This is a genomic window from Mycobacterium sp. IDUB_9 (assembly GCF_055419505.1).
Window position 1 is genome coordinate 12,748 of the sequence record NZ_JBVAXU010000002.1, and the last position, 21,338, is coordinate 34,085.

Genomic DNA, 21,338 nt, shown 5'->3' on the forward strand with positions numbered 1-21,338 from the left:
TCGACTGTAGAGCGAGAGCGACGCGACGTTTCACAGGTACCGTCGCGGGGTACCAAACCTGGCGCGATGATGCGTACGGCGCATCTCCAGATCAGAAAGAGGCCACGTTGACCACAATGAAGAAGTCGGCAGGTGTGTTGTTCTCGGGGTTGGTTGTCGGGCTTGCGCTCGTCGGATGTTCACCCGCAGTCACCGGCGGTGACACCAAGTGCAAGGACTTCATCGGGCAGGACGAGAAGACGCAGAACGAAGCGGTGGCCAAGATGCTCAAGGATGAGAAGGGCGCTGATGCGGCCCAGCTGGAGATCACCGGAACCCGGCTGTCGGTGCAGGCCTTCTGCCAGACGGTGGGCAAGCAGGACTCCAAGATCAAGGAATCCCCGCACCTCTGAGCTGACGGGCAGGCTTAGATCGGGTCCAGCCGGAACACCGGGCAGCGCTCGGCCAGGGCCTCGAACTCGTCGGGGTTGGGCCCGGTCACCAGGCCGGCGTTGCGCATGAAGCCGACGCCGGTCGGAACCAGGACCGGGAACTGACGCAACAACGGCCGGGCCTGCTCGGGCGGGATCTCCACGACGCGTACCCGCTGCTCTTTGCGGCCCTGGTGCACGGTGGCCTCGCCTGCAGCCCGGGCGTTGGCCGCCCAATCACCCTTCGGCAGGCCACCCACGATGTAGCGGTGGCCGTCGACGGTCATGGGGGTGACCGGCGTCGTCCGCGGTTTCCCGGTCTTGCGGCCCCGTACGGTGAGCACCACCGGCCCCTTGTCACCGCCGACACCGAGCTTGTTCAGCCCGATCATCACCTTGTTGACGTACTTGAGCCACCACGGCGGCCGGATGCGGTCGTCAGCCATGACTTTCACATTAGGCGCGAATACCGACATCCCGCAGGGCCGTGATCAGCCCGTCGGGCCGCTCGGCGGTCGGCAGCGGATCGACCAGCGCGAACCGGCAGCCCACCGCACGGGCGCCGCCGTCGGCCTCCTCGCTGTCGCCGACCATCAGCGCATCCCGAGCGGCCACGCCGAGGCGCTGCAGCGCAGTGGTGAAAATCGCAGGGTCGGGTTTGACCGCGCCCACTTCGAAGGACAGCACGAACTCGTCGACGTACTCGGCCGCACCGATCGCGGTGAAGGCCGGCCGTACGTCGAAGGCGATATTGGACACAATGGCGGTCCGAATTCCTTGTCCCTTCAGGTTTTTCAACACCGAGGCAGTGTCCGGGTAGGCCGTCCAACTGGCCGGATCGATCACCCGGTTGTACAGCGATTCGGCGTGGTGGTCGGCCAAACCGGATTCCCGCAGCACGTGCAGATACGCCTCACGGTGCAGGTGCGGTGCCAGGTCACGGTTGGCCCAGGCCCGGTACTGCTCGTCGGTCATCGTCACGGAGCGCCCGGTCGGGGCGGTGAGCCGGCGCATCAGTTCGGCCTGCACGTGCCCGTCGACCTCGCGTTCGTCGACGGCCATCCCGGCGAACCAGCTGTCCTGTTCCTCGAGGCGGAACAGCGTCCCGGAGAAGTCGAACAACACGGCCGACACCATGCCCGCCATCGTGCCACGACGGTGGCGGATATCAGCCGCGTTCGCGGGTTGCCTTGTCTGTCAAGACCTCACGTTCCCGCTCGTTGTCGGCCAGTGCGGCGGCCGCCTCGAATTCTTTGGCCGCCTCAACGCGTCGGTCCAGTCGGGACAGGAGCTCGCCGCGCACACTGGGCAGTAGGTAGGAGCCGTCCAGGCCCTCGATACCGTCGACGATTGCCAGTGCCTCCTGTGGGCCGGAGAGCATGGCGATGGCGACAGCGCGGTTGAGCTGCACCACGGGGGAGGGCGCGATCTGCAGCAGAGCGTCATAGAGGGCGACGATGCGAGCCCAGTCCGTATCGGCGGCCCTCGGAGCAACGGCGTGGCATTCGGCGAGCGCGGCCTGTAGCGCATATGGGCCCCAACCCCGTTGCTGCCGTGCGGCACTGGCGCGCTCAAGAGCGGCGACACCGCGTTGGATCTGCGCACGGTCCCAGCGGGCCCGGTTCTGGTCTTCCAACAGGATGGGCCGGCCCGCGGCGTCGGTGCGGGCCGCAAAGCGCGAGGACTGGAATTCCATGAGCGCCACCAGACCGTGGACCTCTGGTTCCTCGGGTACCAACGCGGCCAGTACCCGCCCCAAACGCAAGGCCTCGGTGCATAGCTCGTCGCGGATCCAGCGTTGCCCGACGGAGGCTGAGTAACCCTCGTTGTAGATCAGATAGATGACCGACAACACCGCCGACAGCCGCTTCGGGTACTCGTCGCGGGGCGGCATCTCGAACGGCGGATTGGCCTGAGCCAGCGTCTTTTTGGCGCGGGTGATGCGGGCCGCCGCGGTGGCGGTCGAGATCAGGAAGGCCCGGGCGATCTCGTCGGTGTTCAATCCGCCGACCATGCGCAGCGTCAGCGCGATCTGGGCCTCACGAGACAGGACCGGGTGGGCGGCGATGAAGATCAGCCGCAGGACGTCGTCGTCGATGCGGTCGGGATCCCAGGTGTCCTCGGAGTGTTCGGACAGATCGCGGGCCAGCACGGCGTACTTGGCGTCGAGGTTCTCCGCGCGCCGCCAGTGATCGATGGCTTTGCGTTTGGCCACTGTGGTCAGCCAGGCGCCGGGATTGCGCGGTACGCCGGTCTGCGGCCATCGCGTGAGCGCGTCGAGCAGGGCTTCGGAGGCCAGGTCCTCTGCCAGAGCGACGTCGCCGACCGTGCGCGTCAGCGTGGCCAGGATCTTGGCGGCCTCCATCCGCCACACCGCGTCGAGCGTCTTCTGCATGTCGGCAGAGGTGGTGGGCACCCCACCCATTCTGCCGAGCAGACGCAAACCTGCCCTGAATCCGTGAATTCAGGGCAGGTTTACGTCTGCTCGCGCAGGAAACTGGCGCAGGAAACGTCAGCCGATCGAGCGGGCAGCGCCCTCCCAGAACTGGGCCCGCACGGCCTTCTTGTCGGGCTTGCCCAGTGCGGTCACCGGAACCGAATCCACCACGATCACCTGCTTGGGCGATTGCACCGAGCCCTTGCGGTCCTTGACCGCGGCCTGGATCTCGGCGGTCACCTTGGCGACTGCCTCGTCGTCGGTCGCGGCGTCGGGCCGCAGCACGATCACCGCGGTCACCGCTTCGCCCCACTTCTCGTCGGGGGTGCCGATCACGCATACCTGGGCCACCGAAGGATGTTCGGCCACAACGTCTTCCACCTCGCGGGGGAACACGTTGAACCCGCCGGTGACGATCATGTCCTTGACCCGGTCGACGATGAACCAGTAGCCGTCCTCGTCCTCGCGGGCCATGTCGCCGGTGTGCAACCAGCCGTCCTTGAAGGTCTCCGACGTGGCGTCGGGCAGCTTCCAGTAACCGCCGGCCAGCAACGGCCCGGACACGCAGATCTCACCGACCTCGCCCTGCGCAACAGGCTTGCCGTCGGCATCCAACAGCGCCGTCCGCGCGAACAGGGTGGGCCGGCCGCAGGAGGTCAGTCGCTTCTCGTCGTGGTCCTTCTTGCCCAGGTACGAGATCACCATCGGTGCCTCGGACTGGCCGTAGTACTGCGCGAAGATCGGGCCGAAGCGCTTGAGTGCCTCGGCCAGCCGCACCGGATTCATCGCCGAGGCGCCGTAGTACACGGTCTCCAGCGACGACAGGTCGCGGGTGTGGGAATCCGGGTGGTCCATCAGCGCGTAGATCATCGACGGCACCAGCATGGTCGCGGTGATGCGACGCTCCTCGATGACCCGCAGCACCTCGGCCGGGTCGAACTTGGGCAGCACGATCATCTCGCCACCCTTGACGATCGTCGGCACGAAGAATGCCGCACCGGCGTGCGAGAGCGGGGTGCACATCAGGAAGCGCGGGTTCTCCGGCCACTCCCACTCGGCGAGCTGGATGGTGGTCATGGTGTTGATCGAGCGCACCGTGCCCATCACGCCCTTGGGCTTGCCGGTGGTGCCGCCGGTGTAGGTGAGCCCGCCGATGTGGTCGGGATCGAGTTCGGCGGCGACGAGCGGCACGGGGGAGTACTTGGCGGCCTCGGCGATCAGATCGGTCGCCACGCCCTCCAGGGCGGGCGGCACCGGGCCGATGGTCAGCACCTGGCGGAGCGACGGCACCTTCTCCAGCAATCCGACGGCCCGCTCCACGAACGCGGGTGTCGGATCGATGATGAGGGTCGTCACCTCGGCGTCGGCCAGCACGTAGGCGTGGTCGTCCAGCGAACCGAGAGGGTGTAGTGCGGTGCGGCGGTAGCCCTGGGTCTGACCCGCGCCGATGATCATCAGCACTTCGGGCCGGTTCAGCGAGAGCAGGCCGACGCCTTCGCCTGCGCCCGCGCCGAGCGCTTCGAAGGCCTGTATGTACTGGCTGATGCGTTCCGCGAGCTCGCCACCGGTCAGTGTGGTGTCGCCGAGGAACAGCACGGGCTTGTCTTTGTTGCGTTTGAGCGCACCGACCGTGAGATGGCCGGAATGGATGGGATGGTGCAGCAGCGCATCACTCATGGGGTCCAGATTAGAACGTGTTCCAGAAAGTGTGGAGCCGATCCCCCGATGTGGGCGTAACACGAGGTCGTCGCGGACCGAAATACAGGTAGTGCGGTACTCGCGTCCACGCAGTTCGCGCTGCTTAATGTTTCAGCTGTGGGGGGCGGAGCCAAGCCCCGGCGGGTTAGGGACCGCCGGGGCTTGTGCCCGGATCAGCGGTTGGCAGCGTCGCGGGCCTGTTGAGCCAGCTTCTCGGCCAGGTCGGCCTTCCACTGGATCTCTTTTTGAACCCACTCGTTGTCCTGCGGAAACTCGTCGGTTTCGCTGACGCGACGGACCTCCAGTTTCACCCCGCATCCCAGGGGGCATTTCCGTGCCCACTGCTTGGCCTCCTCCTTGGAGGACACATCGAGGATCCAGAACCCGTTGAACAGTTCTTTGGCCTCGGTGTACGGACCGTCGGTGACCACCGGGGGATCGGCGTTGAAATCGACGACGAAGCCTTCCTCGGGGTCGGTCAGACCCTCTCCGGCCAGCAGCACACCGGCCTTGATGAGCTCCTCGTTGTAGCGGCCCATCGACGCGATGATCTCGTCGAAGTCGATGTTCTGCTCGGCCATCGCGGTCTCGGCCTCGGGGGTGGACCGCATGATCAGCATGTAGCGCGACATTGTGTGTCTCCTTCTGACGTCGGGAAGGGGCTCGTCTATCGTGCCCTCGTTAGTACGTCGAACGGCACCCCCACGGAATCGACACGGCCCGAAAAACTTCTTGAAATGTTCTCCATCCGCGGTGTCACGGATTTCTGGGGACGTACCCGGGCAAACGTCACCACCCTCTAGCATCCGAGCATGACCAGCCCGACCGAGTCCGCGGATCTCGTTCTCTACGGCACCATCCTCACGGTCGACGACACGCAACCCACTGCCGAGGCGCTCGCAGTGTCCGGCGGGCGGATCGTCGCCGTCGGATCCCGGGCCGACGTGGCAGGCTGGGTGGGGGAGCACACCGACGTCCGCGAGGTCGACGGCTGTGTCATGCCGGGTTTCGTTGAGGCGCACGGTCATCCGTTGATGGAGGCGGTGGCGTTGTCCGGCCGCATCGTCGACATCCGCCCGGTGACCCTGCCGGATGCGGGCGCGGTGCTCGAGGCGATAGCTGCCGAGGTCGCCGAACGCGGGGCCGACGGTGCATTTCTGAACGGCTGGGATCCGTTGCTGCAGCGCGGTTTGCCCGATCCCACCCTGGCGTGGCTGGACGGCATCGCGTCCGAGACGCCGTTGGTGATCGTGCACAACTCAGGCCACAAAGCCTTCTTCAACAGCGCCGCGGCCCGCCGCGCGGGACTCACCAGAGACACCCCGGACCCCAAGGGGGCCAAGTACGGCCGCGATGCCGGAGGCAATCTCGACGGCACGGCCGAGGAGACCGGAGCGGTGTTCCCGCTGCTGGGCGATGCCATCTCGGTGAGCGACTATCCGGCCATGTTGGCCGCCGAATGCGCACGGCTGAACCGTGCCGGGCTCACCACGTGTTCGGAGATGGCGTTCGACCCGATGTTCCGGCCGTTGCTGGCGCAGTTGCACGATCAGTTGACGGTGCGGTTGCGCACGTACGAGATGTCCACGGCGGCGCTGCACACCGACGCCAGCCCATCCGAGGGTGACGACATCGTGCGCCAGGTCGGCATCAAGATCTGGGTCGACGGGTCCCCGTGGATCGGCAACATCGACCTGACATTCCCGTATCTGGATACCGACGCCACCCGGACCATCGGCGTGGTGCCCGGTTCCTGTGGGCACGCCAACTACACGAAAGAGCAGCTCGCCGAGATCGTCGGCACGTTCTTTCCGCAGGGCTGGCAGCTGGCCTGTCACGTGCACGGCGATGCCGGGGTGGACACCATCCTCGACGTCTACCAGGAGGCGCTGGAGCGCTGGCCACGAAAAGATCACCGGCTGCGTCTGGAACACGTCGGCGCCATCACGCCCGAGCAGTTGCAGCGTGCGCACGCGCTGGGGGTCACGTGCAGCCTGTTCGTCGACCACCTGCACTACTGGGGCGACATCCTCGTCGACGGGCTCTTCGGCCCCGAGCACGGCGGACGCTGGATGCCAGCCGGTTCGGCCGTCGCCACGGGCATGCGAATCTCGCTTCACAACGATCCGCCGGTCACTCCGGAGGAACCGCTGCGCAACATCAGCGTGGCCGTCACGCGGACCGCACCGAGCGGGCGCGTCCTGGCGCCCGAGGAGCGGCTCACCGTCGAGCAGGGGATCCGGGCGCAGACCATCGATGCGGCGTGGCAGTTGTTCGCCGACAACGTGATCGGATCGCTCGAGGTGGGCAAGTACGCCGACCTCGTGATCGTCTCGGCCGACCCGCGCAAAACGGCCCCGGAGGGCATTGCCGACCTGGAAGTACGGGCCACATTCCTGGCGGGCCGGCAGGTTTACCCGAAAGCCGGTTGACCGCCCGCGCGCCGTGGCACGCTCGGGGCATGTCAGATTTGCCGGCTCCGCAGTTTCTCGACGAACGCGTCGCCCACTGGGCGGCCACGAAACCTGACGAGGAGGCGGTCACCTATCTGAGCCGCACCTGGACCTGGTCGCAGTGGTACGACCGGGTCCAGCGGCTGGCCGGCGCGTTGAGTACGTGGGGCGTGGGGCGTGGCGATGTGGTGGCATTCCTCGACAAGAACCATGTGGCGTGTGTGGAGCTGACGCTCGCGGCGGCGTCGCTCGGTGCGGCCAACGCCATCATCAACTTCCGGCTCGCCGCCGACGAGTTGGATTATGTGCTCAACGACTGCGGGGCCAAGGTGCTGGTCGTCGGTGAGGAGCTTCGCCCGGGTCTCGACGCGATCGCCGATCGCCTTTCGTCCGTCGAGCATGTCGTGACGGTGACGCCCGAGGGCAGTGACGGCGACGAGTACGAGACGCTGCTCGCCGGTGCGTCGCCCGTCGGTCGCTCGGCCGATGTTCAGCCCGACGACACGTGCATCATCATGTACTCCTCGGGCACCACCGGTCGGCCCAAAGGCATTGCGCTCACCCACTCCAACGTCATCGCCCACACCCTCAATGCCTTCGAGGGCTGGTCGCTCTCCGAGGGAGACAAGAGTCTGGTGGCCATGCCGCTGTTCCACGTCGGCGGGTCGTCCTACATGCAGTGGGGTCTGTATCACGGGGCGCCGACGTACATGACGCGTGACGTCGACGGCATGGCGTTGGCCGGCGGGATTCTGGCCGGGGCCAATCGGACGTTCCTCGTGCCCGCCGTGCTGTCCAAGGTGTTCGACACCGGCGAGGATGCGGTGAAGCTCTTCGGTGCGTTGAAGACGTTCGCCTACGGCGCATCGCCGATGCCCTTGCCGCTGTTGCGTTCTGCGCTACAGGCCTGGCCCGAGACAGAGTTCATCCAGGTGTACGGGTTGACAGAGGTGGCGGGCGCGATCAGCCGGCTCGGGCCCGACGACCACCGTGCGGCCAGTGAAGCGCGCTTGATGAGTGCGGGCACCGTGGTTCCCGGCGCCGAGGTCAGGGTGGTCGACCCTGACACCGGCGCTGAGGTACCCATCGGTGAGCAGGGTGAATTATGGTTCCGCTCACCACAATTGATGAAGGGCTATCTGAACCGGCCGGAGGCCACGGCGGAGTCGATCACGCCTGAGGGCTGGTTCCGCACCGGTGATATCGGCCGCGTCGACGACGGCGGGTACATCTTCGTCGAAGACCGCCTCAAGGACATGATCATCTCCGGCGGAGAGAACATCTACTCGATCGAGGTCGAGCGCGTGCTGGCCGAACACCCCGCTGTCGTCGACGTCGCGGTGATCGGAGTGCCCGACGAAAAATGGGGTGAGTCGGTGAAAGCCGTTGTGACACTGGAAGGCGAGGCCTCCGAGCCGGACCTGATCGCGTTCGCGCGCGAACATCTGGCTGCCTACAAATGCCCGAAGTCGGTCGACATCGTCGATGAGTTGCCGCGCAATCCCACGGGAAAGATCCTCAAGAAGGATCTGCGCAAGCCGTACTGGGAGGGCCGCGACCGCGCCACGGTGTAGCAATCGGCCACCGGCGGCCCTTCATTTCCCGTTTTGAGCGGAGTATTTTCGACCCCATATGTGTGCGCGGAGATGTGGGGTGCGGACATGGCAGATGCGCTCGGATTGCCGAGAATTTCCCGCGGATTGGTGATCGCCGCGGCCCTGATGTTGGCGGCGACCGCCGGCCTACTCGGACCACCGCCGACGGCAACTGCCTGGTCAAGAGCCGGTCTACCGGTCGAAACCTTGTCGGTGCCCTCAGCGTCGATGGGTCGCGACATCAAGATCCAGTTCCAGGACGGAGGCGCTCCGGCGCCGACATCCAGGGCGGGCGGGTCGCACGCCGTCTACCTCTTGGACGGACTGCGGGCCCGCGATGATGCCAACGGTTGGGACATCGAGACCCCAGCCTTCGAGTGGTTCTACCAATCTGGGCTGTCAGTGGTCATGCCGGTCGGTGGCATGTCGAGCTTCTACAGCGACTGGTACCAGCCGGCGGCGGGCAACGGCGGCACGCAGACCTACAAGTGGGAGACGTTTCTGACCAGCGAGTTACCGCAGTGGCTGGCGGCCAACAAGCGGGTGTCCACCTCGGGCAATGCGGTGGTCGGACTGTCGATGTCGGGCAGCTCGGCACTGATCCTGGCCGCCTACTACCCGCAGCAGTTCCGGTACGCGGCGTCGTTGTCGGCGTTCCTGAATCCTTCGGCCGGCCCGTGGCCCGGGCTGATCGGGTTGGCGATGGGTGACGCCGGCGGCTTCTCGGCAGCGGCCATGTGGGGACCGCCCGGTGATCCGGCGTGGGCACGCAACGATCCGACGCTGCAGGTGGGGCGGTTGGCCGCGAACCACACCCGCATCTGGGTCTACTGCGGCTCGGGGACACCCGGGGAGTTGGGCGGCAATGACGTCGCCTCGACCTTCCTCGAAAATACGGCCCTGCAGAGCAACTTCAATTTCCGCGACCAGTACGTCGCCGCGGGCGGGAACAACGCGGTGTTCAACTTCCCGCCCACCGGCACCCACACCTGGGGTTACTGGGGCGCGCAGCTGAACCAGATGAAGCCCGACATTCAGCGGACGTTGGGCGCTGCCTGACCGGGTTGGGCATCATTGACGGCGTGATGGACGCGGCGCCGGCATTGGACGACCTCCTGCAGCGTCTTCACGTGGTGGCCCTGCCGATGCGGGTTCGCTTCCGCGGCATCACCGTTCGTGAGGTCGCGCTGATCGACGGCCCGGTCGGATGGGGTGAGTTTGGCGCGTTCCTCGAATACGCGCCGCCGGAGGCCGCGGCCTGGCTCGCCGCCGGGATCGAGGCGGCATACCTGCCGGCGCCGGCGGTGCAGCGCGATCGTGTCCCGATCAACGCCACGGTGCCCGCGGTCCCGGCCGCCCAGGTGCCCGACGTGCTGGCGCGTTTCCCCGGCGCGCGGACGGCCAAGGTCAAGGTCGCCGAACCGGGGCAGACGCTGGCTGACGACGTCGCGCGGGTCAACGCCGTGCGCGCGCAGATTCCGGTGGTGCGGGTAGATGCCAATGGCGGCTGGACGGTGCCGGAGGCCGTCGCTGCCGCCGCGGCGCTGACTGCTGACGGACCGCTCGAATACCTGGAGCAGCCATGTGCGACGGTCGACGAGTTGGCCGCACTGCGCCGGCAGGTGTCGGTGCCGATCGCCGCTGACGAGTCGATCCGCAAGGCATCCGATCCGCTCCGGGTGGTGCGGGCCCGCGCGGCCGACGTCGCAGTGCTCAAGGTGGCGCCGCTGGGCGGGGTGTCACGCATGCTCGACATCGCCGCGCAGATCGACATCCCGGTCGTGGTGTCCAGCGCCCTGGATTCCGCGGTGGGTATCGCGCGCGGACTGTTGGCGGCCGCGGCACTGCCCTCGCTGCACCACGCCTGCGGGCTGGGTACGGGCGGATTCTTCGTGGAGGACGTGGCAGACGTGTCGGCGCCGGTCGACGGGTACCTGCCCGTCGGGAACGTGGTGCCGGACCCCGCCCGGCTGTCCGCGTTGGCAGCGACGCCGGAGCGTCGGCAATGGTGGATCGATCGGGTACGGGAGTGCTACCCACTGATATTGGAGTAGGTCACTACTCTAAGCAAACCGGTCCAGGCGTTCGAGACTCGCTGGATGACTCGATTTCGCGTCGGCATCATGGACCCTACGATCGCCTCACGTCCGGCGATTGACACCTTCACCAGGGCCAGCTATCTGAGCGCGGTCGCCGGGGGCGTGGACTCGTTCTGGGTGCCCGACCACCTCAACGCGCTGTTCCCGCGCACGCTGTGGCAGCCGCAGTTCTGCGGTGGTGCGAAGTTGCTTCCCTCGGCCGATGCTTACCTGGAGCCGTGGACGATGCTGGGTAATCTGGCCGCCCGCAACCGGATCGCCCGGCTCAGGTTGGGTGTTTCGGTGACCGACACCGGACGGCGCAACCCGGCCGTCACCGCGCAGGCCGCGGCCACGATGAACCTGCTCACGAAAGGCAAATTCATCCTCGGAATCGGCACCGGGGAACGCGAGGGCAACGAACCCTACGGCGTGGAGTGGACGAAACCCGTGGCCCGGTTCGAGGAGGCTATGGCCACGATCAGGGCACTGTGGGAATCGAATGGTGAACTGGTGAACCGTGATTCGCCGTACTTCCCGCTGCGGAACGCGATCTTCGACCTGCCGACCTATCGGGGCCGTTGGCCGGAGATCTGGATCGCCGCGCACGGACCGCGGATGCTGCGGGCGACGGGTCGGTATGCCGATGGGTTCTTCCCAGCGTTCCCGCATGCGCCGCAGGAATACGCACAGCGTCTCGAAGTCGTGCGGTCGGCGGCCTCCGATGCCGGGCGTGATCCGATGGCCATCACACCTGCGTTGTGGTGCATGGTGGTGCCGGGGCGCAACCGCGCCGACGTCGACGAGGCGCTGGAATCCGAGGTCGTCAAAGCGGGTGCGTTGATCGCCACCGACGATTTCTATGCCCGCCACGGGGCACAACATCCGCTCGGTGTCGGCTTCTCGGGCGCGCAGGACATCCTGCCCCAAGACTGGGACGAGCAGACCGCGCTGTCCTACATCAAGTCGATTCCGCGGTCGCTGCTGCAGGAGATGTACTTCAGCGGGACGCCGGCCGAGATCGTCGAACGGGCGGCGGAGTGGCGCGATTGCGGTGTCCGGCATCTGGTGGTGGTCAACATGGGTCCGCTGCAGCGCAGTCTGCGCAAGGGGCTGGCGTCGCAGCTGCTGTTCAGCCAGGTGATCCGCAAGCTCAAGAAGCTCTGAACCCCATGGGCGGGTTGCAGATCGGCCTACTGGACCTCATCACCGCGAGCAGGCCGGCGGCGGACACCTTCACCCAGGCCAACTATCTCTCGGCCGTGGGCGCCCGGGTCGACTCCTTCTGGGTGCCCGATCATCTGAACGCGATCTTTCCCCGCGCATTGTGGCAGGAGAAGTACTGCGCTGCAGCGAAGCTGGTTCCGTCAGTCGACGCCTGCATGGAACCGTGGACGATGCTGGGGAAACTCGCCGCGCGAAACCGCCTCGCGCGATTACCGCTCGGCATCAGTCGACGATGCCCTGGAATCCGAAGTGATGCGCGCGGGTTGCCTCAGTGCATCCGATGAGTACTTCGCGCGGCGGGGCGCAGAGCACCCGTTGGGAGTGGGTTTCTCCGGAGGTCAGGACATCCTGCCCCAGGATTGGGACGAGCAGACCGCGCTCTCGCACATCAAGGGCATCACGCCTGACCTGATGCGGGACATGGGGCTGATCGGCACGCCCGACGAGATCCTGGACCGGGTCGCCGAATGGCGGGACTGCGGGGTGCGACACCTGGTGCTGATCAATGGTGGCCTGATGCAGCGCGGTCTGCGGCGCGGCGTGGCGACGGTGCCGTCGTTCTACCGGGTGGTGCGCGGGATCAAGAAACTCTAGAACTCCGGATGCCAGCTGATGTCCTGATTTGTGGGGTACGTGGCGTAGACGCCATCGCCTACGTCGCGAACACTGAAGACGTGACGCGATCGGTGGTGATCCTGGGCTATGCCGGCGTGCAGGCCCTGGACCTGGTGGGGCCCTTCGACGTGTTCTCCACCGCCACGCTGGCCCTGGCCGGTCTGGGCCAACCCGATGGCTATGCCGTCACGGTGACCTCGGTGGACGGCCGGCCTGTCAGCACCCTCACCGGTTTGGAATTCGTCGCCGCACCACTGCCTGACCCCCACGGTCCGATCGACACCATCGTCATCCCGGGTGGGATCGGCGCCGATGCCGCCCGGGCCAACCCGGCGGTCATCGACTGGATCAGCGTCGCCGCGAGCCACGCCCGCCGTGTCGTCAGTGTCTGCACCGGCGCGTTCCTGGCCGCGCAGGCCGGACTGCTCGACGGATGCACCGCCACCACCCACTGGTCCTCGGCGCGCCGGATGGCCGACGAGTTCCCCGAGGTGGCAGTCGATCCCGATCCGATCTTCGTCAGAAGCTCCGAGCGGGTCTGGACCGCGGCCGGGGTGACCGCCGGCATCGACTTGGCGTTGTCCTTGGTCGAGGACGATTACGGCACCGATCTCGCCCAGACGGTGGCCCGGTACCTGGTGCTCTACCTGCGCCGGCCCGGCGGTCAGACACAGTTCGCCGCGCCGGTGTGGATGCCACGGGCCAAACGCGCCCCGATCCGCGCGGTCCAGGAATTCATCGAGGTAGAACCCGGTGGGGCACATAGTATTTCCGATCTGGCCCGGCGCGCGGCGATGAGTCCACGGCATTTCACCAGGGTGTTCACCGACGAGGTCGGGGAGGCGCCCGGCGCCTACGTGGAACGGATCCGCACCGACGCCGCGCGGCGTCAACTCGAGGAATCCGACGACACCGTCACCGTCATCGCCGCTCGCTGCGGGTTCGGTACCGCCGAAACAATGCGGCGCAACTTCGTTCGGCGCCTTGGAATTTCACCTGACCAGTACCGTAAGACCTTCGCGTGAAAGGAATAACCATGCAGTTCGCAATCGTGTTGTATCCCAGCTTCACCGCCCTCGATTTCATCGGACCCTACGAGGTGCTGCGTAACCTGCCCGACGCGGACGTGCGGTTCGTCTGGCACGAGCCCGGCCCGATCACCGCCGACTCCGGTGTGCTGGTGGTGGGGGCCACCCACAGTTTCGACGAAACCCTCTCGCCCGACGTGGTTCTGGTGCCTGGCGGACCGGGCACCACCATGGCGGCCCGCGACGAAAAGGTGCTCGACTGGCTGCGTCAGGTGTATCCGGGGACCACCTGGATGGCGTCGGTGTGCTCGGGTTCAGTGGTGCTGGCCGCAGCGGGCCTGCTCGACGGGAAGCGGGCCACCTCGCACTGGTCGGTGTTGCCGAGTCTGAAGATGTTCGGCGTCACACCGGTTGGCGATGAGCGCATCGTGCAGGAAGATGACGTCATCACCGCGGCAGGGGTGTCGGCGGGTATCGATCTGGGTTTGTGGCTGGCCGGTCAGATCGGCGGAGAAGCCAAAGCCAAGGCCATCCAGTTGATGATCGAATACGACCCGCAGCCGCCGTTCGATTCGGGGCACATGTCGAAGGCTTCGGGCACGACGAAGGCCGGCGCGACCGCCCTGCTGGGCAAGGACATGATCAAGCCCGAGCCGCTCAAGGCAAGTGTGTTGTTGGCGTGGGACCAGGCGATCCGCAAGGTCCGTTCGCTGCGCAGCGCGTGAGCGCTCAGACAGCTGCAGCGCGTGAGCGCTCAGGCGGCGATCGAGTACCGTCGGCCGGGTGAATCTGGCATATGAGGAGCGAGGCAAGGGCGATCCGGTGCTGTTCATCGCCGGTCGCGGAGGTGCCGGCCGCACCTGGCACCTGCACCAGGTCCCAGCGCTGCAGCGGGCCGGCTACCGCGTCATCACCTTCGACAACCGCGGGGTCGGGGCGACCGAGAACGCCCAGGGGTTCGGTACCGAGCAGATGGTGGCCGACACCGCCGAGCTGATCGAGAAGCTCGGGGCGGCTCCGGCGCACGTCGTGGGTGTGTCGATGGGTTCGTTCATCGCGCAGGAACTGATGTTGGCCCGCCCGGAGCTGGTGCGATCCGCGGTGTTGATGGCCACCCGCGGCCGCCACGACCGGGCGCGTGAGTTCTTCCGTACTGCCGAGCGTGACCTTGCGGCCTCGGGCGTGCAGCTGCCGCCGACGTTCGACGCCAAGCTCCGGATGATGGAGAGTTTCTCGCCGAAGACGCTCAACAACGACGTGCTGGTGCGCGACTGGAGCGAGATGTTCACCATGTGGCCCACCAAGCAGACACCCGGTCTCGCGGCACAGTCCGACGCCGGTCCGGTGGGCAACCGGCTGCCGGCGTACCAGGCCATCACCGCTCCGGTGCTCGTCATGGGGTTCGCCGATGATGTGGTGCTGCCTCCGCATCTGGGCCGTGAGGTGGCCGATGCGATTCCCACCGCCCGCTACCTGGAGATCCCCGACACGGGCCACCTCGGCTTCATCGAGAAGCCCGACGAGGTCAATGCCGCACTGCTCGAGTTTCTCGCGGGGCAGGCCGGGCAGACCGGGCAGTACTGAAGAATAAGGTGGTGTGGTGAACCCATCGACGGCACAGGCGCGCGTAGTCGTCGACGAACTCATCCGCGGCGGTGTCCGCGATGTCGTGCTGTGCCCGGGCTCGCGCAACGCCCCGCTGGCGTTCGCGCTGTCCGATGCCGACCGGGCCGGCCGCATCCGTCTGCACGTCCGTATCGACGAGCGCACCGCCGGTTACCTGGCGATCGGCTTGGCGTTCGGGGGAGGCACAGACGAACGGTCCCCTGTTTGCATCGCGATGACCTCGGGTACCGCGGTGGCGAATCTCGGCCCCGCGGTCGTGGAGGCGAACTACGCCCGGGTGCCGCTGATCGTGCTGAGCGCCAACCGGCCCTATGAAATGTTGGGCACCGGCGCCAATCAGACCTTTGAACAGCTGGGGTATTTCGGTACCCAGGTGCGTGCCAACGTCAGTCTCGGCCTGGCAGAAGACCGCCCGGAACAGCTTGATTCCCTCAACGCCCAGTGGCGATCGGCGACCTGCCGGGTGCTGGCGGCGGCTACCGGTTCACGCACCGCCAACGCGGGCCCGGTGCAGTTCGACATCCCGCTGCGCGAGCCGCTGGTTCCCGACAGTGCGCACGGGGACGCGTCGTCCCCCGGGCTTGTCGGCTCCTCGCGCGAGCGCTGGTCGGAAGGCCGCCCGGACGGCAAACCGTGGACGTACACCCCGGCGGTGACGTTTGATCAGCCGCTGGAGATCGACCTCACCCCGGACACCGTGGTGATCGCCGGGCACGGCGCCGGAGTGCACCCCAACCTGGCCGGGCTGCCGACGGTGGCCGAGCCCACCGCACCGCTGCCCCAGAACCCGCTGCACCCGCTGGCGCTGCGCCTCGTGCATCCCAAGCAGGTCATCATGCTGGGGCGGCCCACCCTGCACCGGCCGGTCTCGGCGCTGCTGGCCGACCCGGCGGTGCCGGTCTATGCACTGACCACGGGTCCGCGCTGGCCCGATGTATCCGGCAACTCGATGGCCACCGGTACCCGGGCGGTGACCACCGGCACCCCGGACCCGGCCTGGCTGAACCGCTGCGCAGAGGTCAATCGGCACGCGGTGGCGGCGGTGCGCCAACAACTGGCGGCGCATCCGCTGACCACGGGTCTACACGTGGCCGCGGTGGTCGCCGGCGCACTGCGCCCCGGGGATCAGCTGGTGCTCGGGGCATCCAACCCGGTGCGCGACGCGGCGCTGGTCGGGCTGAATGCCGAGGGCATCAAGGTGCGGTCCAACCGCGGTGTGGCCGGTATCGACGGCACGGTGTCGACGGCGATCGGCGCGGCGCTGGCTCACGATCGGGAGGGTGACGGGAACGGGCCGCGTCGGACCGTCGCGCTGATCGGGGATCTGACCTTCGTCCACGACAGCTCAGGGCTGTTGATCGGGCCCACCGAGCCGACGCCGCGCAACCTGACGATCGTGGTGTCCAACGACAACGGCGGCGGCATCTTCGAGCTGCTGGAGCAGGGCGATCCGCGGTTCTCCGACGTGTCGTCGCGGATCTTCGGCACGCCGCACGATGTCGACATCGCCGCGCTGTGCCGGGCCTACCACGTCGAGTTCGGCCAGGTTGAGGCCGATGCGCTCGGCGCGGCGCTGGACGAACCCTTCGACGGTATGCGGGTACTGGAGGTGAAGGCCGACCGGTCGTCGCTGCGTGCCCTGCACGCGTCGATCAAGGCGGCCCTGTGAGTCCCGCGCAGATCGCGGCGCGCTTCCGGGCGATGGTGCAGCCACTGATCCCACACCTGTACGGCGAACCGGGGGAGACGCGCTCGCAGCGGATCATCCGGCGGGTGCGGATCGGCGTGGTGATCGCCGCCTGCCTGGTCACGTTGCAGTCTTCGCTGCTGGTGATGGGCGCCTGGCGCAACGACCAGCAGATCGAGCGGAACATGGGGGTGGCTGCGGCCGAGGTGCTCAGCGCCGGGCCGCGGCGCTCGACCATCGAGTTCGTCACGCCGGACCGGGTGACCTACCGCCCCGAGCTGGGGGTGCTGTATCCCTCCGAGCTCGACACGGGGATGCGGATCTATGTCGAGTACGACAAGAACAATCCGGACCTGGTCCGGGTGCGTGACCGCGATGCGTCGTTGGCGATCATCCCGGCCGGATCGATCGCGGTGGTGGGCTGGCTGGTGGCGGCTGCGGCGCTGGCTCTGCTGGCCTTCCTGCAGCGACGGCCCCGCTCAACCGGCGCCGGAAACGTCAACTCCTTGGCGTAGCGAGCAGTTTGGCCAGCCAGTCGGGGTCGCTGGTGTCGACGACCTCTTCGCCGACGAGATCGTAGATCGTCGGCGTGGACACCGAGTCCTGCGTTTCGCTGAGCAGTTCGGCGTTGGCCTCGTTGAGTTGCTCGGAGTCGACGGCCTGCGCACCGGCTGCGATCTTGTCGGTCTGCTCGTCGCCGACCCCGCTCTCGGAGGCCATCGCCGCGATTGCGTCGTCGGTCGGGCCGGGTGAACCCTCGGGCTCCTGGTGACCCCAGAGGTCCTGCACGAATGCCTGGAATGCCGTCCCGGTGGTGCCGGGCCCGGCGGCCAGGAACAGGGCGTTGGCGACGTGGGCTGAGTACTCGGTGCTCGACCCGTCCAGGAAGGTCAGCGGCCGGTAGGTCACGGCCAGCTGGCCCTGGCCGATGGCGGCGGCCAGGGCATCGCCGAACTCGTGTTGCAGGTGGGCGCAGGCCGGGCACTGCGGTTCGGTGAAAAACTCGATCCGGGCAGACGCATCCGGAAAGCCGATCTGGACACCCCAGCCGTCGTCGGTGATCTCGCTGCCGGGCTTGTTGCCGTTGGCCTGCGCGGTGCCGTCGACCAGCCGAGTGCAACCGGCGGTTGCCCCGGCAACGGACAATGCCACCACGGCCAGCATCGCTGCAGCAACGCGCGGGAATCGCATTCGCCAACCCTAGACCCGGGCATCAGGTTTTAGCGTGTCGTATCCCCGGACGCTACCTAGGGGACAGGTGCCGCTGGGAGCATCGAGGGGTGCGCGTTGCGATCGTTGCAGAGTCCTTCCTCCCGAATGTCAACGGCGTCACCAACTCGGTGCTTCGGGTGATCGAGCATCTCCGCCGCACCGGCCATGAGGTTCTTGTCATCGCCCCGGACACCCCGCGGGGTCAGCCGCCGGCCGAACGTGTGCATGACGGTGTCCGTGTGCACCGGGTGCCTTCGCGGATGTTTCCCAAGGTGACCTCGCTGCCGCTGGGCGTGCCGCGGCCCCGGATGGTGAATGTGCTGCGCGGTTTCGACCCTGACGTCGTGCACCTCGCTTCGCCCGCACTCCTCGGCTGGGGTGGCGTGCACGCCGCACGCTACCTGGGCGTGCCGACGGTGGCCGTGTTCCAGACCGATGTCGCCGGCTTCGCCGAGAGCTACGGGGTCGGCGTCCTGTCGCGGGCGTCGTGGGCCTGGACCCGTCGCCTGCACAGCAAGGCCGACCGCACTCTGGCCCCGTCCACCTCGGCGATGGAAAACCTGGAGGCCCACCGGATTCCCCGCGTATTCAAGTGGGGACGCGGAGTGGACATCACCGGGTTCGCCCCGTCGGCCCGCGATGAGGCGTTGCGGGCGTCGTGGTCGGCCGACGGCAGGCCGATCGTCGGGTTCGTCGGCCGGCTGGCCCCGGAGAAGCACGTGGAACGGCTGGCTGCGCTGGCCGGCCGCGACGACTTGCAGCTTGTGGTGGTCGGTGCCGGGGTGGACCGGGATAAACTCCAAACCACTTTGCCCACCGCGGTTTTCACCGGCGAGCTGCACGGGCCGGACCTGGCCGCGGCCTACGCCAGCATGGACGTGTTCGTCCATCCCGGCGAGCATGAGACGTTCTGCCAGGCGGTGCAGGAGGCGATGGCGTCAGGTCTGCCTGTGGTCGCGCCCGACGCCGGCGGGCCCCGGGATCTGGTGGCGCCGTACCGCACCGGATTGTTGCTTCCGGTAGACGAATTCGACTCGGCGCTGCCTGCGGCTGTCGAGCATCTGATCGCCGAGCGGCCGCGTTATTCGGTGGCAGCCCGGCGCAGTGTGCTCGGCCGCACCTGGCCGGCCATCTGCGACGAGCTGATCGGCCACTACGAGGACGTGCAGGGCCTGCGTCAGTTGCGCGCCGCCTGACTTTCTCCTCGCGAGCAGACACATATGTACCCAAAACCATGGCGTGTCGGGTACATATGTGTCTGCTCGTGAGGAAAAGCTAGCGCTGAGCGGCCAGCCACGGGATCAGGCCACCGGCCAGCACATGCTGGATCTGCCTCGGTGAAAGGCGATGGCGCACCCCGAAAGTCGTGCCCCGCGTGGTGTTGGTGACCGTGATCGGAAGGCTGTCGGCCAATGCCTGGCGGAGGTCGGTGAGGTGGAGTACAACGTCCTGCGCCACCGTGTCATAGTCGGTGGGCTCGACGAATTCCAGTGCCAGCACACCGAAATTGGCGAGATTCTGCCAGTGGATGCGGGCGAAGGACTTGGCGATCACCACCCTCAGCCCGAGATAGCGGGGCGCAATCGCGGCGTGCTCGCGCGACGAGCCCTGGCCGTAGTTCTCTCCGCCGACGATGATGTGGCCGTCGTCGGCGGACTGTGCCCGGTCCGGGTAGGTTTCGTCGATCTGGGTGAAGCTGAACATGGCCAGCTTGGGGATGTTCGACCGGAACGGCAGGGCGCGCGCACCCGCCGGTGAGATCTCGTCGGTGGAGATGTTGTCGCCGACCTTGAGCAGGACCGGCGCCGCGATCTCGTCGGGCAATGGTGTCAGCTCGGGCAGGCTGGAGATGTTGGGGCCTTTGATGACGTCGACGGCCAGCGCCTGCTCGGGCGTGGACGGGGCGACCAGCATGGCGGTGTTGACGCTGGAGTGCGTGGGCAGATCCAGCGTGGGGTACTCGATGCCGTTGTCTGCAGCCCATTGTCGTGGATCGGTGATGACGCCTGTGATCGCCGATGCCGCAGCGGTTTCCGGTGAACACAGCCACACCGAATCTTCCCGGGTGCCGGACCGGCCGGGGAAGTTGCGGGGCATGGTGCGGAGCGAGTTGCGGCCGGTGGCAGGGGCCTGGCCCATGCCGATGCAGCCCATGCAGCCGGCCTGGTGGATACGGGCCCCGTTGATGACGAGCTCGGTCGTGGCGCCCATGCGCGTCAGGTCGGTGAGAATCTCGCGCGAGGTCGGGTTGACGTCGAAGCTGACATCGGGCGAGGTCTGCCGGCCGTGCACCATGGCCGCGGCGATCGCGAAGTCCCGCAAGCCGGGGTTGGCGCTGGAGCCGATGATCACCTGAGCGACGGGTTCGCCGGCGACTTCGGACACCGGGACCACGTTGCCGGGGGACGACGGCTTGGCGATCAGCGGCTCCAGCTGTGAAAGGTCGACAACCTCATCGATGTCATATTCGGCACCGTCGTCGGCGACGAGTTCGATCCAGTCGTCGCCGCGATCCTCGCTGCGGAGGAATTCGCGCACCGCGTCGTCGCTGGGGAAGACGGTGGTGGTCGCGCCGAGCTCGGCGCCCATGTTGGCGATCACGTGCCGATCCATGGCGGTCAGGCCCGCCAGTCCCGGGCCGTAATACTCCATGATGCGGTTGACGCCGCCCTTGACGTCATGGCGCCGGAGCATCTCCAGGATGACGTCCTTGGCCGAACACCATTGGGGTAGCTCACCTTCCAGGCGGATACCCCATACCTGCGGTGCCCGCAGGTGCAGGGGTTCACCGGCGATGGCCAGCGCCACCTCGAGCCCGCCGACACCGATCGCCAGCATCCCCAACGAGCCGGCCGCCGGTGTGTGGGAGTCCGAACCCACCATCGTCTTGCCCGGTATGCCGAACCGCTGCATGTGTGTCGGGTGGGAGACCCCGTTGCCGGGTTTGGAGAACCACAGCCCGAAATGCTGCGCCGCGGTGCGCAGATACTCGTGGTCCTCGGCGTTCTTCTCGTCGGTCTGCAGCAAGTTGTGATCGACGTACTGCACACTGACCTCGGTGCGGGCCCTATCGAGACCGAGTGCCTCGAGCTCCTGCATCACCAGGGTTCCGGTCGCGTCCTGGGTCAGCGTCTGGTCGATGTGGATGACGATCTCCTCTCCGGGTGTCATGGACCCTGAGACGAGATGCGAACCGATCAACTTCTGTGTGACGCTCTCCGGCATGTTCACAGGCTTCCCCGGCCACCGCCGGGCGAAACGGTCCGTGGAGG

21 protein-coding genes are annotated in these 21,338 nt (G+C 67.2%); 14 read left to right on the forward strand and 7 right to left on the reverse strand.

The features are described 5' to 3' along the window. The first annotated feature begins 116 nt into the window (after nucleotides 1-116). Nucleotides 117-392: a hypothetical protein gene (locus ACZY08_RS08615; protein WP_463745318.1), complete on the forward strand. Its 276-nt coding sequence runs from the start codon at nucleotides 117-119 to the stop codon at nucleotides 390-392. A gap of 14 nt (nucleotides 393-406) precedes the next feature. On the opposite strand, the gene ACZY08_RS08620 is transcribed toward ACZY08_RS08615, so the two are convergent. The 5 genes from ACZY08_RS08620 to ACZY08_RS08640 form a co-directional block, all read right to left on the reverse strand. Next, on the reverse strand, nucleotides 407-856 hold the full coding sequence (locus ACZY08_RS08620) for a nitroreductase family deazaflavin-dependent oxidoreductase (RefSeq protein ID WP_463745227.1): 450 nt from the start codon (nucleotides 854-856) through the stop codon (nucleotides 407-409). A gap of 10 nt (nucleotides 857-866) precedes the next feature. Beyond that, nucleotides 867-1,556, reverse strand: a complete 690-nt coding sequence (locus ACZY08_RS08625; RefSeq protein WP_463745226.1) for an HAD family hydrolase — start codon at nucleotides 1,554-1,556, stop codon at nucleotides 867-869. A 22-nt stretch (nucleotides 1,557-1,578) separates the two neighbouring features. Then, on the reverse strand, nucleotides 1,579-2,835 hold the full coding sequence (locus ACZY08_RS08630; protein ID WP_463745225.1) for an RNA polymerase sigma factor: 1,257 nt from the start codon (nucleotides 2,833-2,835) through the stop codon (nucleotides 1,579-1,581). Between the two features lie 87 nt (nucleotides 2,836-2,922). After that, entirely contained in the window at nucleotides 2,923-4,524 is a 1,602-nt protein-coding gene (gene fadD8, locus ACZY08_RS08635) for a fatty-acid--CoA ligase FadD8 (RefSeq protein ID WP_463745224.1), read from the reverse strand. Between the two features lie 194 nt (nucleotides 4,525-4,718). Continuing rightward, nucleotides 4,719-5,177, reverse strand: a complete 459-nt coding sequence (locus tag ACZY08_RS08640; RefSeq protein WP_463745223.1) for a YciI family protein — start codon at nucleotides 5,175-5,177, stop codon at nucleotides 4,719-4,721. Between the two features lie 180 nt (nucleotides 5,178-5,357). Between ACZY08_RS08640 and ACZY08_RS08645 the strand changes: the two genes are divergently transcribed. The 12 genes from ACZY08_RS08645 to ACZY08_RS08700 all read left to right on the forward strand — a co-directional run bounded on the left by ACZY08_RS08645 (nucleotide 5,358) and on the right by ACZY08_RS08700 (nucleotide 17,369). Beyond that, a complete protein-coding gene (locus ACZY08_RS08645; protein ID WP_463745222.1) occupies nucleotides 5,358-6,977 on the forward strand; it encodes an amidohydrolase in 1,620 nt (539 codons plus the stop codon). Between the two features lie 29 nt (nucleotides 6,978-7,006). After that, the gene (locus ACZY08_RS08650) at nucleotides 7,007-8,572 is read left to right on the forward strand and encodes a long-chain-fatty-acid--CoA ligase (RefSeq protein WP_463745221.1); all 1,566 of its coding nucleotides are present in this window, start codon (nucleotides 7,007-7,009) and stop codon (nucleotides 8,570-8,572) included. 87 nt (nucleotides 8,573-8,659) lie between these two features. Further along, nucleotides 8,660-9,652, forward strand: coding sequence for an esterase family protein (locus ACZY08_RS08655; protein WP_463745220.1), 993 nt, complete (start codon nucleotides 8,660-8,662; stop codon nucleotides 9,650-9,652). 26 nt (nucleotides 9,653-9,678) lie between these two features. Continuing rightward, nucleotides 9,679-10,647, forward strand: coding sequence for an o-succinylbenzoate synthase (locus ACZY08_RS08660; protein WP_463745317.1), 969 nt, complete (start codon nucleotides 9,679-9,681; stop codon nucleotides 10,645-10,647). Between the two features lie 45 nt (nucleotides 10,648-10,692). Continuing rightward, on the forward strand, nucleotides 10,693-11,838 hold the full coding sequence (locus tag ACZY08_RS08665) for an LLM class flavin-dependent oxidoreductase (RefSeq protein ID WP_463745219.1): 1,146 nt from the start codon (nucleotides 10,693-10,695) through the stop codon (nucleotides 11,836-11,838). Between the two features lie 5 nt (nucleotides 11,839-11,843). Then, the gene (locus tag ACZY08_RS08670; protein ID WP_463745218.1) at nucleotides 11,844-12,182 is read left to right on the forward strand and encodes a hypothetical protein; all 339 of its coding nucleotides are present in this window, start codon (nucleotides 11,844-11,846) and stop codon (nucleotides 12,180-12,182) included. After that, complete coding sequence (locus tag ACZY08_RS08675) at nucleotides 12,151-12,492, forward strand: hypothetical protein (protein ID WP_463745217.1); 342 nt, start codon at nucleotides 12,151-12,153, stop codon at nucleotides 12,490-12,492. Before ACZY08_RS08670 ends, ACZY08_RS08675 begins: the two co-directional genes overlap by 32 nt. Before the next feature lie 80 nt (nucleotides 12,493-12,572). Next, nucleotides 12,573-13,538 carry a GlxA family transcriptional regulator gene (locus ACZY08_RS08680; protein ID WP_463745316.1) on the forward strand — a complete coding sequence of 322 codons (966 nt, stop codon included), beginning with the start codon at nucleotides 12,573-12,575 and terminating at the stop codon, nucleotides 13,536-13,538. Between the two features lie 11 nt (nucleotides 13,539-13,549). Beyond that, on the forward strand, nucleotides 13,550-14,266 hold the full coding sequence (locus ACZY08_RS08685; protein WP_463745216.1) for a DJ-1/PfpI family protein: 717 nt from the start codon (nucleotides 13,550-13,552) through the stop codon (nucleotides 14,264-14,266). Between the two features lie 58 nt (nucleotides 14,267-14,324). Beyond that, nucleotides 14,325-15,125 (forward strand): alpha/beta fold hydrolase, encoded by an 801-nt coding sequence (locus tag ACZY08_RS08690; RefSeq protein WP_463745215.1) that lies wholly within the window; start codon nucleotides 14,325-14,327, stop codon nucleotides 15,123-15,125. Between the two features lie 16 nt (nucleotides 15,126-15,141). Beyond that, nucleotides 15,142-16,836, forward strand: a complete 1,695-nt coding sequence (menD, locus tag ACZY08_RS08695) for a 2-succinyl-5-enolpyruvyl-6-hydroxy-3-cyclohexene-1-carboxylic-acid synthase (protein ID WP_463745214.1) — start codon at nucleotides 15,142-15,144, stop codon at nucleotides 16,834-16,836. Nucleotides 16,837-16,868: 32 nt separating this feature from the next. Further along, complete coding sequence (locus tag ACZY08_RS08700) at nucleotides 16,869-17,369, forward strand: DUF3592 domain-containing protein (protein WP_463745315.1); 501 nt, start codon at nucleotides 16,869-16,871, stop codon at nucleotides 17,367-17,369. Here the strand turns inward: ACZY08_RS08700 and ACZY08_RS08705 are convergent. Beyond that, a complete protein-coding gene (locus tag ACZY08_RS08705; RefSeq protein ID WP_463745213.1) occupies nucleotides 17,353-18,045 on the reverse strand; it encodes a DsbA family protein in 693 nt (230 codons plus the stop codon). The genes ACZY08_RS08700 and ACZY08_RS08705 overlap by 17 nt on opposite strands. Before the next feature lie 89 nt (nucleotides 18,046-18,134). Here ACZY08_RS08705 and ACZY08_RS08710 point away from each other — a divergent pair, with 89 nt between their 5' ends. Continuing rightward, on the forward strand, nucleotides 18,135-19,262 hold the full coding sequence (locus ACZY08_RS08710) for a glycosyltransferase family 4 protein (RefSeq protein ID WP_463745212.1): 1,128 nt from the start codon (nucleotides 18,135-18,137) through the stop codon (nucleotides 19,260-19,262). 79 nt (nucleotides 19,263-19,341) lie between these two features. Here ACZY08_RS08710 and ACZY08_RS08715 read toward each other — a convergent pair whose 3' ends face one another. Continuing rightward, a complete protein-coding gene (locus ACZY08_RS08715; RefSeq protein ID WP_463745211.1) occupies nucleotides 19,342-21,291 on the reverse strand; it encodes an aconitate hydratase in 1,950 nt (649 codons plus the stop codon). Nucleotides 21,292-21,338 lie beyond the last annotated feature (47 nt).

Coding starts and splice junctions, on each gene's coding strand:
- ACZY08_RS08615 (WP_463745318.1), top strand. CDS start 117: ATGAAGAAGTCGGCAGGTGTGTTGTTCTCGGGGTTGGTTGTCGGGCTT.
- ACZY08_RS08665 (WP_463745219.1), top strand. CDS start 10,693: ATGACTCGATTTCGCGTCGGCATCATGGACCCTACGATCGCCTCACGT.
- ACZY08_RS08650 (WP_463745221.1), top strand. CDS start 7,007: ATGTCAGATTTGCCGGCTCCGCAGTTTCTCGACGAACGCGTCGCCCAC.
- ACZY08_RS08670 (WP_463745218.1), top strand. CDS start 11,844: ATGGGCGGGTTGCAGATCGGCCTACTGGACCTCATCACCGCGAGCAGG.
- ACZY08_RS08715 (WP_463745211.1), bottom strand. CDS start 21,291: ATGCCGGAGAGCGTCACACAGAAGTTGATCGGTTCGCATCTCGTCTCA.
- ACZY08_RS08625 (WP_463745226.1), bottom strand. CDS start 1,556: ATGGCGGGCATGGTGTCGGCCGTGTTGTTCGACTTCTCCGGGACGCTG.
- ACZY08_RS08685 (WP_463745216.1), top strand. CDS start 13,550: ATGCAGTTCGCAATCGTGTTGTATCCCAGCTTCACCGCCCTCGATTTC.
- ACZY08_RS08640 (WP_463745223.1), bottom strand. CDS start 5,177: ATGTCGCGCTACATGCTGATCATGCGGTCCACCCCCGAGGCCGAGACC.
- ACZY08_RS08645 (WP_463745222.1), top strand. CDS start 5,358: ATGACCAGCCCGACCGAGTCCGCGGATCTCGTTCTCTACGGCACCATC.
- ACZY08_RS08630 (WP_463745225.1), bottom strand. CDS start 2,835: ATGGGTGGGGTGCCCACCACCTCTGCCGACATGCAGAAGACGCTCGAC.
- fadD8 (WP_463745224.1), bottom strand. CDS start 4,524: ATGAGTGATGCGCTGCTGCACCATCCCATCCATTCCGGCCATCTCACG.
- ACZY08_RS08700 (WP_463745315.1), top strand. CDS start 16,869: ATGGTGCAGCCACTGATCCCACACCTGTACGGCGAACCGGGGGAGACG.
- ACZY08_RS08620 (WP_463745227.1), bottom strand. CDS start 856: ATGGCTGACGACCGCATCCGGCCGCCGTGGTGGCTCAAGTACGTCAAC.
- ACZY08_RS08655 (WP_463745220.1), top strand. CDS start 8,660: ATGGCAGATGCGCTCGGATTGCCGAGAATTTCCCGCGGATTGGTGATC.
- ACZY08_RS08675 (WP_463745217.1), top strand. CDS start 12,151: ATGCGCGCGGGTTGCCTCAGTGCATCCGATGAGTACTTCGCGCGGCGG.
- ACZY08_RS08705 (WP_463745213.1), bottom strand. CDS start 18,045: ATGCGATTCCCGCGCGTTGCTGCAGCGATGCTGGCCGTGGTGGCATTG.
- ACZY08_RS08660 (WP_463745317.1), top strand. CDS start 9,679: ATGGACGCGGCGCCGGCATTGGACGACCTCCTGCAGCGTCTTCACGTG.